13 protein-coding genes are annotated in these 12,255 nt (G+C 62.3%); 2 read left to right on the forward strand and 11 right to left on the reverse strand.

Going from position 1 to position 12,255, the window contains the following annotated elements; translation table 11 throughout:
• Positions 1-11 precede the first annotated feature (11 nt).
• Genes QMO80_RS07450 through QMO80_RS07480 form a run of 7 tightly spaced genes read right to left on the reverse strand, consistent with a single transcriptional unit; the run spans position 12 to position 6,872 of the window.
• The gene (locus QMO80_RS07450) at positions 12-986 is read right to left on the reverse strand and encodes a phage major capsid protein (protein WP_283199508.1); all 975 of its coding nucleotides are present in this window, start codon (positions 984-986) and stop codon (positions 12-14) included.
• Positions 987-1,018: 32 nt separating this feature from the next.
• Complete coding sequence (locus QMO80_RS07455) at positions 1,019-2,086, reverse strand: hypothetical protein (protein ID WP_283199509.1); 1,068 nt, start codon at positions 2,084-2,086, stop codon at positions 1,019-1,021.
• Between the two features lie 35 nt (positions 2,087-2,121).
• Positions 2,122-2,433, reverse strand: coding sequence for a hypothetical protein (locus QMO80_RS07460; RefSeq protein ID WP_283199510.1), 312 nt, complete (start codon positions 2,431-2,433; stop codon positions 2,122-2,124).
• 14 nt (positions 2,434-2,447) lie between these two features.
• Positions 2,448-4,610 (reverse strand): hypothetical protein, encoded by a 2,163-nt coding sequence (locus QMO80_RS07465; protein WP_283199511.1) that lies wholly within the window; start codon positions 4,608-4,610, stop codon positions 2,448-2,450.
• Complete coding sequence (locus QMO80_RS07470; RefSeq protein ID WP_283199512.1) at positions 4,610-6,181, reverse strand: terminase; 1,572 nt, start codon at positions 6,179-6,181, stop codon at positions 4,610-4,612. The genes QMO80_RS07465 and QMO80_RS07470 overlap by 1 nt, the downstream gene beginning before the upstream one ends.
• Positions 6,147-6,617 carry a terminase small subunit protein gene (locus tag QMO80_RS07475; RefSeq protein WP_283199513.1) on the reverse strand — a complete coding sequence of 157 codons (471 nt, stop codon included), beginning with the start codon at positions 6,615-6,617 and terminating at the stop codon, positions 6,147-6,149. Before QMO80_RS07475 ends, QMO80_RS07470 begins: the two co-directional genes overlap by 35 nt.
• An 18-nt stretch (positions 6,618-6,635) precedes the next feature.
• On the reverse strand, positions 6,636-6,872 hold the full coding sequence (locus tag QMO80_RS07480) for a hypothetical protein (RefSeq protein WP_025393657.1): 237 nt from the start codon (positions 6,870-6,872) through the stop codon (positions 6,636-6,638).
• 1,245 nt (positions 6,873-8,117) lie between these two features.
• Here QMO80_RS07480 and QMO80_RS07485 point away from each other — a divergent pair.
• A complete protein-coding gene (locus QMO80_RS07485; RefSeq protein ID WP_283199514.1) occupies positions 8,118-8,963 on the forward strand; it encodes a dienelactone hydrolase family protein in 846 nt (281 codons plus the stop codon).
• A 113-nt stretch (positions 8,964-9,076) separates the two neighbouring features.
• Here QMO80_RS07485 and QMO80_RS07490 read toward each other — a convergent pair whose 3' ends face one another.
• The 4 genes from QMO80_RS07490 to QMO80_RS07505 form a co-directional block, all read right to left on the reverse strand.
• Positions 9,077-9,526, reverse strand: coding sequence for a hypothetical protein (locus tag QMO80_RS07490; protein ID WP_283200131.1), 450 nt, complete (start codon positions 9,524-9,526; stop codon positions 9,077-9,079).
• A 284-nt stretch (positions 9,527-9,810) separates the two neighbouring features.
• Positions 9,811-10,341, reverse strand: a complete 531-nt coding sequence (locus QMO80_RS07495; protein ID WP_283199515.1) for a YidB family protein — start codon at positions 10,339-10,341, stop codon at positions 9,811-9,813.
• 160 nt (positions 10,342-10,501) lie between these two features.
• The gene (locus tag QMO80_RS07500; RefSeq protein WP_283199516.1) at positions 10,502-10,843 is read right to left on the reverse strand and encodes a hypothetical protein; all 342 of its coding nucleotides are present in this window, start codon (positions 10,841-10,843) and stop codon (positions 10,502-10,504) included.
• Positions 10,844-11,048: 205 nt separating this feature from the next.
• Positions 11,049-11,795, reverse strand: a complete 747-nt coding sequence (locus QMO80_RS07505) for a glucose 1-dehydrogenase (RefSeq protein ID WP_283199517.1) — start codon at positions 11,793-11,795, stop codon at positions 11,049-11,051.
• Positions 11,796-11,902: 107 nt separating this feature from the next.
• Between QMO80_RS07505 and QMO80_RS07510 the strand changes: the two genes are divergently transcribed.
• The gene (locus tag QMO80_RS07510; RefSeq protein WP_116272672.1) at positions 11,903-12,247 is read left to right on the forward strand and encodes a helix-turn-helix transcriptional regulator; all 345 of its coding nucleotides are present in this window, start codon (positions 11,903-11,905) and stop codon (positions 12,245-12,247) included.
• The last annotated feature ends 8 nt before the right edge of the window (positions 12,248-12,255 follow it).

The following is a 12,255-nucleotide window of genomic DNA, read 5'->3' on the forward strand; positions in this document are numbered from 1 at the left end:
CTTTCTTCGACTTAGGCGAACAGCACGCCCTGCAGGAAGGCGTTGTTCATGGTGAGGTTGCCGGCGAAGCCCATGAGCTGGACGAAGGCATCCTGGTTGGTGTTCATGCGCTCGTCGCCGATCGGAGCCATGTCGCGGTCACGGTGCGGGCGATAGAACAGGTACTTGGTGTTCAGGAAGAACATCTGGTTGAGCGGCGCACCGCCGCCGAAGCCGCCATCGAAGATCACGTCGGCGCCCATGTACTGGAGCGACTGGAAGCCGGCCATGCCCTTATCCGCCGAGGTTATGCGCTGGATCGCCTGCAGCGATTCCCAGTAGAGGCGGAAGAAGTTGTTGTCGGCAACGACGAGATCGGGCGCGTCGGAGCCGCGCACGCAGGACATATAGAGCCGGTTCATATAGCTCTGGATGTTGGCGTTGGTGGCGGCCGCACCACCATCGGCCGAGGCCGATAATTTCTGGTTGCGCCAGAAACCCCAGGTGGCGCGCGAGATGCCGCCGACGGTGCCGGAGGTCGGCGAAGTCGAGATCAAGAGCTGCAGGCCGCCGATCTGCCGCCCGCCATCGGCCGTGCCATCGGAATAGCAGTCGAGCGCGATGTTGTTCTTCAGGGTCGTTTCGGCGTTTTCGATGCGCTGCTCAAGCAGATCGAGGACCGCATCCTCGCCGGAGTTCTGCAGCTGTTCGAGGCCGGACATGGAGACGGCGACCGCCGCCTGTTTGAGGTCATATTCGGCGGCGGTGATGACGTCGGAGGGCTGGACATTGAGGATGTCATAACCGGAATAGCGCTTGAAGGTACTATTCTCTTGATACTGCAGCTCCTGGACGATGGTGCGGCCGCCGGAGATCGGCTTCTTGCGGCCGCGGCTGTTGAGACGGGTGAGAAGACCGTTGTTCTTCGTCACGTCGTCGGCGACCGTGCCGCTGCGGTTGCGCAGCGTCGTGGTGACGATTTCAGAGAGGTTGGGGGAGATGGGCATCGATCGTTCCTTTAATCAGACTTGGCCTTTGATCAGACTTGGCCGCGCGAAAAACGCATGGCGTCGCGCAGCGAGTCGCGGATGGAGGTGGGCTGGCCCCTTGCCGCATCGCGGGTCGGGCCCGGCGCGGAAGAACCAGAGATGGATCGCGAGGCGCGGCGGGCTTGATCTGCCGCTGCGGCCCTCTGGGCTTGGAGTTGCGGGACGGAGGCCTGAGCAGTCTGGCTGATCAACTGCCGGCGAATATCCGGGCGCATCCAGCATGCGGCGTCGTAGGCGTCCTGGAGCGAAAATGCCCGCCCTGCGTTGACGAGGGCGATCATGTCGTCGAGCACATCTTCGGCGTGCGCGTTTGCTGGGTCGGAAAGGAAGGCATCGACTTGAGTTTCAGTGTCCCTTTTCCTGAGAACATGTTCGACCGTCGCCTCGACATTGAAAGATCGAGGCTGCGGTTGTGATATGGCCTGCTGCGAATTCCGCTGCAGGATTTCTCCCGTCTGACCGTTGACCAGAGCGTGAAGATTGACCCCCGCCATCCTGGCGACGTGAACGACGGTGTTGACGGGATCATGGATGAGCGCCTTCTCCCAGTCGATCGCCCGGCGCATGACATCGGCATGGGTCATGCCGGCCTGGCGGATGATCGGGGTGAATTCCTCGAGCCCCTTGTAATCCTGCAGGACGCGGAAGCCGTTATCGACCTCCTGTTCCCGCTTGGCGATCGCCGCCTGCACTTCGTGCGGCAGGCTTGTGAACTGCGCCTTGGCTTCCGCCGACCAGCCGGGCGGAACCCGGCTGGCGCTCACTGCCGGCTGTTCACCAGCCTGGCCTCGCGACTGCGGTTGAAGCGCCGGTTGCTGGGGGGCCTGCGCCCCTGCCCTCGCAGCAGGAGCTTGCTCCTGCTCCTTGGCCAGAAAGCGGCCGTTTTCGCCGTCGCGCGGCTGGCCTGATATATCGCCGGGTCCATTGGCCTCGACGGTGTCGATCGCCGCTTTCAAACTGTCGCGGATGCTGACCGGCCTATCGCTCAATGGCTTGTCGTCGAACGCGCCAAAATCTTCGCTGCCGTTGCCGGCCTCGTTCAGGTCTTCCATATCCATGGGGAAATTTCCTATGTCGGGGATTGATGCCCGGTTCAGGCGTTGTACTCGGTATAAACCCGCCGAAGTTCGTTGCGGATCGCGTTACGATCCGTCTTCGGCTGCTCGATCGGTTGCGGCTTTTCATTGCCGATCTCGACCACCCCGGCTGCCCGGTAGGCCGAGCGCAGCCTGGCTTTCGAGGTGTAATGCCTCCCGTCATGCATCGACTGGATGTCGATGCTGTCGCTGACGAAATGCGGCGCCGGCAGATCCGACTGCGCCCGGTTTTGCGCCGGCAGGCAGGTCTGCGGCCATTGGTCGAGCGGATGCCAGCCGCCGCAGACGCGGCAATAGCGTTCTCTCATGCTGTTGCTCCCGTTCACTGATAGGCCGGCTGCGCCAGGATCTGCTGGCCCTGGATCTGCTGCCCCCGAATCTGCTGTAATGCCTGCGCCGCCATCTCGCCGCGCGCCTGCTCGACGGTGGCGCGATGCTCGATCTCGGCCTCTGCCACACTGAGCTCGGCTTTGCGCTGTTCGGCGCCGGCCTTCACCTCGGCGGTTTTCAGCTTGAGCATCTCGCCGGGAGATGGCTGCGGCTCTGGTTTCGGCGCGCTTGCGGCCTGGGAAAGCTGGGCTCCCACCTGCTCCAGCGTGCTTTCGAGCTGGCGCCCGGCCCGGAAGCCGCGGGCGGCAAAGAGCAGCGTCTCGACCATCACAGGCACCAGCATCGGCGACTGCTGCGCCATGGCGCCGGCCTGCTGCATGAAGCCGCCGACCATCTGGACGAATTCCATGCGGCGCTGCTTTTCGGCATCCTCGTCGGGCTCGATGGTCGAATCCGTCTCGATCTCGATCTGGAAGCCGCGAATGCTGTCATTGCGGAGCAGCTGCACCACCTCGTCGATCGTCGGCTGCCCCATCATCTGCTGCAGCTGAGGCGGCATTTCGGGCGGCGCCATTCCTGGGGACGACTGGGCCGGCTGGCCGGTCTGCTGCGCCCGCATCGCCGCCTGCTGCGCCGCCATCTGCATCTGCTGCATTTGCATTTGCACCTGCTGCTTCTGAGCCATCGTGGGCAGCCGGATGCCGCTCACCAGCATCAGCGTTTCCGGCTGGAACTGGTCGCAGATGATTTCGCCGGCGAGGCGGATGATGTCGCGGGCAAAACGCGCCAGCTCGGCCTGGCGGTCGCGAATGCGGATCGAGCCCCACTGGCTCTTGATGCGCTGCGCCGTCGCCGTTTCGGAGGCCTGTGTATCGCCGCGCACGATGTCGGAGATGCCGGTGATCTGGTAGACGTCCTCGATCAGCTGCTTGCGGGCGGACATGCAGGCGACGATGACCTTCTGCACCTCGTCGATCGGCAGCGTCACGATCGCCTTCGAGCCGCCCTTGTCGGTAAAGGCCGCCCATTCCGGGATCGGCACCATCACCATGTCGTTTTCAGGCCGCATCGCCTTTTCGATCGCCGGCGAGATTGCCCCGTCGCCGGAGGGATAGAACACTTTCAGGCGCAGCTGATCGGTCAGCTTGTTGATGCGCTTGGTCAAGAGATCGATTTCGTCGCATTGCTGCTGGTAATAGACATAGTCGGGAACCGGGATCAGCGAGCTCGTAGACATCGTGCCATAGGCCGGGCGCGGGCAAGGCCAGAAATGCGTCAAATCGAGCGGCGGCTCGGAGACCTCAAGCGCCACCGGCGAACCGTCGGCGATCCAGACGGTATAATTCTCGCTCTTGCACCAGATTTCCCAGACATGGGTCTTGCCTTCATTCTCCAGGCGCTCGGCCTGGCTGGCGCCCTTATTGCCGGCAGCACCTTCCGCCGCCCGCGATGCCATGGCCTCCGTGCCGAAGCGTTTCTCCATCTCCCCGTCGGTCATCGGCACGCGCCGCGCCACCCAGGTCACATCCTTCCAGCGCCGCGCCGGCGAATGCAGGAAATCCGACCAGTGGACATAATCGATGCAGACACGCTCGTCGGCGATCACCTCAGGCTGAGGACCGCCCATGGCGCCGATCTCGCCGACGATGCCGCCGGGCAAGCCTGCGCCAGGAGCTTGGGCTGCCGCCGGGTCCGAGGGCTGGACACCCATATCGAGCGGCTCGAAATCGGCTTCGTAACGCAGCCACACCGTGCCGCGGGCGCAGAGCAGAAAGTCGTCGCGAACCGCCCGCATGATCGAATCGATATCGGCCGCATCGCCGGTATAGGCAAGATTGCGCTCGACCAGTTCCGAGGCGATGCGCGCCACCGGCTGGGCATCCTTGAAGCGGCGCTCGACCACCGGCTGCGGCACGCGGGCATAAACGGCCGGCTGCATCACCGAGGTATTGGCCCAGAGCATCGGAAAGCGGCGCTTGGCGGCGCTCGTCTGATCCGACTGCTGGTCGAGATAGATCTTCTCGATCTTGATGCAGCGGTCATGCCAGGACTTGAAATAGCGCTGGGCGCGCTCGAGCTCCTGCTGCCAATGGGCGCCGACCTTGGCAGTATCCCAGCGCTGCCCGCTCTGCGAAGCCGTTATCTCGTCTTCCATCAAACACGCTCGCTCTGTCTAGGGGTGGCATCGGCAAATTCGTTGAATGTCATCGTCTGAAACGTCGGCAGCGGCTTACGCTCTGGCTTCAGCGGTTCGGGCGCCAATCCGGTGAAGATGATCGCCAGGCCGCCGAAAGCATCAGCGCCGTGCGAGGCCCAGTTGTGCAGCGGCTCGTCGCGGAAGACGCCGAGATCCTCGTCCCAGTCCTTGCGATAGTTCCGCAGGCACTTGATCCCCTCGGCGCAGCCGGCCTGGTCGAACTCGACCTTGGCCAGGATGCGCCTTGTGCCGTTGATGCGGTCATGCACATAGGCGCGCTCGACCTTGCGCACCGTGCCGAGACCGCGCGCCTTGACCTCTTTCAGCATGACTTCGATGCGGGTCATGCCGCCGCGCGTCCATTCCCTGACCTTGATGTCGTGCGGCATATTGTGGACGCCGTAGATATAACCATTGTCGCGCGCGCGCCGCTCCAGCTCACCGAGCATGCCGTCCATGCCGGTGCCGGTATGCTCGAAATAGCCGATCATCCTCACCCGGCCCGGCAGCACCTGGAACAGCCAGACGCTGTTGGCATCGTCCATGCCGATGTCGGAGATGGTGTGGACGGGATAGCCCTCCACATGCGGAAAAACCCCGACGCGCTCCTCGGCGTCCGCTACCGCCATCTGATCGGCATAATAGGCGCCTTCGACGCTCGCTTCGAAAGCCTCGGCCGACGTCGAGGGATATTCGCGCTTCATATCGCCGAGCTGGGTTTCGGCCTTCTTGACGTACCAGGCCTTCTGCCCCTCCGTCAGGGCGATGCCCTGCTCGCCGAGCTGGCGGAAGTATTTGGCGAAAGCGTCGCTGATGATGACGCCCTGAGGCGCGATCGCATATTGCGGCTCCTTCCACCAAGGGAAGAAATGGAACTTGAAGTCGAGTTCGGTCAGCTTCGCCGCCTGGCGCTGCTTCACCTGGGCATCGTCGCAGAGCGCGTAAAAATGCCCTTCCTGGCCCTCCGCCGTGCTTTCGATGAACACCAGCTGGCCGGCCTGTACCGTATTCAAAGCGCCGGTGCGCACCTCCCGCGCCTTGTCGGGGTATTTGGCGCAGAGTTTGCCATATTCGGAGATGTGCAGATATTGCAGCGTTCCCGAGCGCAGCGAGGTGCCGACGCGGATGCTCGAATTGTTGCCGAGCAGCAGTTCGGCCTGGTTGCCCCTGACGACGGGCACGGCGTTGCGGATACCCTCCGGCAGGTTGTCATAGGGATATTTGATCTTGTCCCGGAAGATCGTCTGCACGTCGCCGAGCGTATGGGCGATGGTGCCGGCCCTAATATCCCGGTTGAAGACGCAGGCATCGAGCATGAAGATCTGGATGAAGGTCGTCAGTCCGAGCTGGCGGGCCTTCAAAAGCACGTTGAGATAATGCATCTCCTCGAAGAAGGTCATCTGCATCAGGTTCATCTCGAACCTGACGCGCCGGCCGGATTTGTCGGTGATCCAGTAGAGATTGTTCAGCCGCCAGCGCCAGTCGGAAAACTGATCAACCGCCGTTTGGAAGTCCGCGGGTTTTGCCATTGATATCTTCCAGCAATTGCGAGACTTCGCCGGTGACGCCCTGTTCGGGCTCGGCCTTGGCGCCGTATTTCTTCGGCCGCAGCTTCTCTGCGACCCATTGGCGGGTGGCGATGCGCAGCTGCGAGCGCCGGATCGCTTCGCCATTTTCCTGCCAGCCGGTGGTCTCGCCGGCCGCGTTCTTCTTCTCGATCCAGTCATTGCTGCGGTCGTCGGCAATCTCGACCAGCTCGTCGACGAAGCCGTCGGCGAGGATCTCGCGCGCCAGCGCATAGCGCGCCCGAAACGCCGCCTTGCCGTCGTCGGCAAGCCAGGAGAGCACCGTCGATTTCGCCGGCATATCCTCATCCCGGCAGATCGATCGCAGGCTTTCCCGGTCGGCAATACGATCGCAGATCTTCTCGGCCAGCGCCTGGGTGAACTTGGTCGGTCTGCCCATGGGTCTGTTTCTGAAAGCTCAGAATAGCGCGATGATGTTGGACGCCGTCGTCCCGGTCAGCGCTACGATCGCCGCATGCACCGGCAGGATCGTTCCGGCCGGCACGTTCCTGAAAATGACAGGATCCATATCCCGCCGCGGCGCAATCGCCACATCGCCCGCCGTGCCGATATAAAGCGCCCGCGCCCCGACGATCGCACTATCATTCGGGGTCACTACGGCGGCCCGCGAGGCCGGAGCAATCGAAGGGTCCATGGCAGTTCTCCTTGTGAAGGGGTGGGCGTGCTGACACTGCCGCAGGGGCACGCTTAGCTGTTTGGCGAAAACCTCCCTCCACCCTCCGTCATCCCAGGCCTCGAGCCTGGGATCCATGCCCACGTCTGGCGGAGGCCAACGTGGATCCTCGGGTCAAGCCCGAGGAGGACGGAGCAAGGGGTGAGCGCTGTGCCAAACCCGCGGTGACGTTCGATGACGCTGGCCGGGGAGCCTCGGCGAATGCATGCGATCGAAGAGCAACACCGACTTGATCGTCGATCATTGCCTTCGGATTCAATATTCGCAGCTTGGATTTACGGTAGTGATAAATGATCCGCCGGGGGGGTGATCAAGGGCTGATGTGGGTTTTGTTAATTTGGAGCGCACGCCAGAACGTCACCCACTGCTGCGGTGGTGGAGTTGGCGAAAACGCCACACCACCCTCCGTCCTCCTCGGCCTTGATGCCCGAGGATCCATCCCCGCTGCTGATGGAGGTCAACGTGGATCCTCGGGTCAAGCCCGAGGAAGACGGAGCAAGGGGTGAGCGCTGCGGCAAACCCGCGGTGGCGTTCGATGAACGCTGGCCGGCAAACCTTGGCGAATGATGCATGCGATCGAAGACGATGCCGCTCTTGACCGCCGACATCAGCTCCGGATTCAAATCTCGCAGCTTGGATTTACGGTAGGTTTAACTGATCCGCCAGGGGGTGATCAAGCGCTGACGTGGGTTAGCTTTGAAATCAAACTTGCCCGACCAATCGGCGGCAGAATGCCATCCGGCAAGTTTGGCAAATCGCGTTCCCCCACCCTCCGTCATCCTCGGCCTTGAGCCGAGGATCCATCCCCGCCGCTCGAGGGACGCATTCGGCGGCAAGAACGACACCGATTTGATCGTCATTCGCTTAGGATTCAAATCTCGCAGCTTGGATTTGCGGTAGTCATAACTGACTTGCCGGGCGGTGATCAAGGACTGACGTGGCTTAGTTTTGAAATCAAATCTGCCCGACCAGCTGGCGGCAGAATGCCATCCGCTAGCCAGCAAGTGTGGCGAACGCGCTCCCCCACCCTCCGTCCTCCTCGGCCTTGATGCCCGAGGATCCATGCCCACTGCTGATGGAGGCCAATATGGATCTTCGGGGGAGGACGGAGCAGGAGGTGAGCTGCCGGCAGAACGCCTCCCACTTTGCCAGCCCTCAACTCCGGCGTACAAATAGCATTCTGTCGGTCAAACGATGGAGGCGTCAGTGAAGCCCGCGAGACTTATTATTTGCCTTGCCGCCCTTCTCGGCATCACGCTTGCCGAAAACCCAGCCAATGCCGACGAATTGGTGCGGTTCGAAAGCGCTCCTGTCAAGCTCAGCGCCTTTCGAATTCGCAAGGCTGCGGAACAGGGAGAAATTCTCTCCCAACCGCCGGGCACGCCCTTGCTCGGATATTTGTCCCGCCCTGGCGGTAACGGTCCCTTCCCGGCGGTCGTCGTCATGCATGGATGCGAGGGCATGCGTCCGAGCGTCAAGGACCTTTGGCCGAAACGGCTGGTCTCCTGGGGTTACGTCGTGCTTGTTGTCGACAGCTTCACCACCCGCAATATCAAAGACACATGCCGAAGCTCCCTTCCCGATCGCGTCTTCGACGCCTATGGCGCTTTGAATTTCCTAGCGAAATCGAGCTTTGTCGATATCAGGCGCGTCGCCCTGATCGGCTTTTCGACGGGCGGCACCGCGACGCTGGAGGCCACGAAAATCGAAGGGAACGAACAGCTGATGGAGCACAAATTCAAGGCGGCGGTCGCCTATTATCCGGCCTGTGGGGCAAGTCAGGGCAATGCGACGGTGCCGACCCTGATCTTAAGCGGCGACCGAGACAATTGGAGCCCGGTTGAACCATGCCGGAAGAGGCTTGCCCGCCTTGGTGACGATGCCCCGCCAATCGAACTCAATCTCTACAAGGGTGTTTATCACAATTTCGATGCCCCGGAATTCACGGCGGGAAAAAGGGTGCTAGGTCATATCGAAAAATACAATCCGGACGCCGCGGCAAAGTCCATCCGCAGCGTTTACACGTTTCTTCGGACGTCCCTCTTGAAATAAATCTGCTTCGGCACGACGCTGCCATCCGCCAACAGCGAGTTTGGCACCAACACATCCCCAACCTCCGTCATTCCAGGCCTTGAGCCTGGAATCAACGCCCGCCAGCGGAGGCACTACCGCGAGAGCATCGCCTTCAGTCGCCGTTGCAAGGCAGGATGTTCGGCAGAGATGCGAACCTGGCTAAGCGCGTAACGCATGGCGGGCGTGAACGGCAGCCAATGCTGCAGATGATTCAGCAGTTCATCCGACATCATGTCTTCAAGCGGGCCGGTGCCCAATTGACCGAGCGCCTCTTCGTGATCGGGCAATTTGGCTTGCTCGACAATGGCGAGAACCCGCTTCAACACCATCTCTTTCGGATCGTGAAGCAGGATCGTCGACCAATACCATGCGCCGGGATCCGCCAGATAGGCCTGGATATAGGCTTCAGCGGCAATCGATGGCTTTCCAAGGGCAACCATGTCAGGCAGCCAGGCAGGATCTGACGCGATGGCGCTGCGTGTGAAAACATGGGTTGGGGAAGTATCGGAGCTGCGGTGTCTCTTGTTCACTTCCGGGGCGATCCGCGTTGATGGCAACAGGTGATTTATCGCGCCGCAGAATCCTCATCAAGTCCGACCGCAATCATCACGCGCGTCAGCGGCGAGTGTGGCACCAACACACCCCCAACCTCCGTCATTCCAGGCCTTGAGCCTGGAATCCATGCCCGCCGCTGATGGGTGGCCGGCGTGGATCCTCGGGTCAAGCCCGAGGAGGACGGAGCGCGGGGTGAAAGCTGCGGCAAATCAGCGATATATGAGCTGACGCGCGCCGGCTGCCTGCCGGCCGCGCGTCCCTTAGAGCAAACCTAAATGCCGCCCGGCCGCGACGTGGTCGAATTGCTCGCCGACGACAAAAAATCGTCTTCTGGTGTCGGCAGCCTCCCCTCGGGCGTCAGGTCGTCGACCGCTTTGGGGAGATCGCGACTCAGCCGCCCGAGAATCTCTTCTCGCGACAGGCCGGTGTTCCGTGCAATCTCGTTCAGAACATCGGGGCCGAGGGCTTCGGCGAGCTGGCCGTCATTGATATCGGCATTCTGCCCGGGTTTTACCCATGAGTCGATCTTGTCGCCATGGCCGTTCTGCTGAAAGGTTTTCAGGAGATCGCCGAGGCCGCCGCTGACGATGCCGCCTGAGGTCAGCCCGCCGAGAAGTCCGCCCAAACCACCGGAGCCGCCGAGTCCCCCGAGGATGCCGCCAAGCCCGCCCGGCTGCTGACCTCCGGGGCCTGATTGCTGCGGGTTCTGAATGCCGCGCAGGAGCTCCCCGATCTTGTCTCTGTTCTGGTAGCCGGCAACGGCAAGAACGGCGAGAAGCGCCTTCAATTGACCGCTCATCATGATGAATCCTCCCATGGTTCAAAGACTGCAGCCGACCCATGCAGAGCGCTGCATGGGCAGCAATGTCCGGCGCGCCCAAAGGTTCCGCCGGCATCGGCACGACGGCCACCTTCTCCCTGTCACCAGGCTTTGCCGACTACCCCGCCGCTCACACCGCGGGTCAGATTTCCGGGCAGCCGCGCCGGTTGGCAAAGATCATCCGCTCCGGCCCACGGCGCGTCATCCCCTGGACGACGACGCTGCGCGGCGACATGCGGACGATCTGCGCCCGGCGAAGTCCTTCGCTGCGGGCGATATCGAGCGCATCGTCCGGATCGCAGCCGCGCGGACCGCGGCGGTCGTATCGGTCATAACGATCACGGTCGCGATCGCGATCGTAAACACCGACGCCACCGGGGCCGACCCGCAATTCCAGATCCTGCGCAGCCGCGATCGTCGGCGAGATCGTCAAGCCGGTCATGGCGGCGAGGCCGACCAGAATGAATTGAAGAGATTTCCGCATGAGTTTCTCCCAGGGTTTTGCGCTGTATCGCAAACCCAACCTCGCCATGCGGATTTTGTTCCTGAAGACAGAGGGCCTGGGCCTTTAGTCGGAATGTTCGGCGGGGCTTACCCCATGCGGGAGCTTCTGATTGCCATGGGGAGTGTAAAGCTCTCTCCAGCGAGGAGCGCGCGCGCGCCATAAAGGCGCGCGCAACCAGCCAGCCTTAGCGGAAACCGCCGCTGGCATTCAGCCGTTCGCCGGTCAGCCAACGGGCATCGTCGGAAGCGAGGAAGACCGCGACGCCGGCAATATCGTCCGGCTGGCCGACGCGGGCAAGCGGCGTCTGGGCGACGATGGTCTGCTCGAAATCCGAGCCGATGACGCCGGCCGTGTGCGTGCCCTCGGTCTCGACCACTCCCGGCAGGATGGCGTTGACACGGATCTTGCGCGGGCCGAGTTCCTTGGCAAGCACGCTGTTGATGCCATCCACGGCGCCCTTGGTGCCGGTGTAAACGGCAGAGGCCGGCGGCGCCACGCTGGTGACCACTGATGAGATGTTGATGACGCTGCCGCCCTCGCCGAGATGTTTGACCGCGGCCTGCGTGGTCAGGAGAACGCCGAGAACATTCACGTCGAACAGGCGGCGATACTGTTCCTCGGTCACCTCTTCGAGCGGCGCGAATTCATAGACGCCTGAGTTGTTGACCAGCACGTCGAGCTTGCCGAATTCCTTGACGGCGGCATCGACCAGTCCCTGCGCCTGCTCCGCCTTCGAGACGTCGCCCTGCACCGCGATCGCCTTGCCGCCGGCCGCGCTGATCGCGTCAACCACGGCGTCTGCTCCGGCCTTGCTCGAAGCGTAATTCACCACCACTTGCGCACCTTCGGCCGCAAGCGCCTTGGCAATTGCGGCGCCAATGCCTTTGGAGGCCCCGGTGACCACAGCGACCTTTCCCGTAAGCTTAGCCATATCCCATTCCTTCTGATCCGGACTGCCGCCGAAACTGGCGGCCTTGTTCCGTAGTTCAGAAATTCGGAACTGTTGATCTTAATGTCAAGGGTCGCTATATAAAATTCATGAGACCGCTCTTTCACCCCGCATTAGAGGACATCCGGCCCGAGGCGATCCTCTATGCGCTGTCCGATCCGGAGCGCGCCGCGATTTTCGCCTGGCTTTCCGGTGCCGGCTGCGGCGGGACCTGTTCGGCACTTGGCCAGCTCGGCGAGCGCGTCATCCCGAAGTCGTCGCTGTCGAACCATTTCAAGGTGCTGCGAGAATCCGGCCTGATCCTCAGCGAACGCCAGGGGATCGAGATGCGCAATCAAACCCGCTGCGCCGAGCTGGACGAGCGCTTCCCCGGCCTGATAAAGGCCATCCTGACGGCTTACGGACAGATCCCCGGCCAGCCGAAGGCGGATTGAACCGTCGG

The sequence above is a fragment of the Rhizobium sp. BT03 genome, from assembly GCF_030053155.1.
Classification (GTDB): Bacteria; Pseudomonadota; Alphaproteobacteria; order Rhizobiales; family Rhizobiaceae; genus Rhizobium.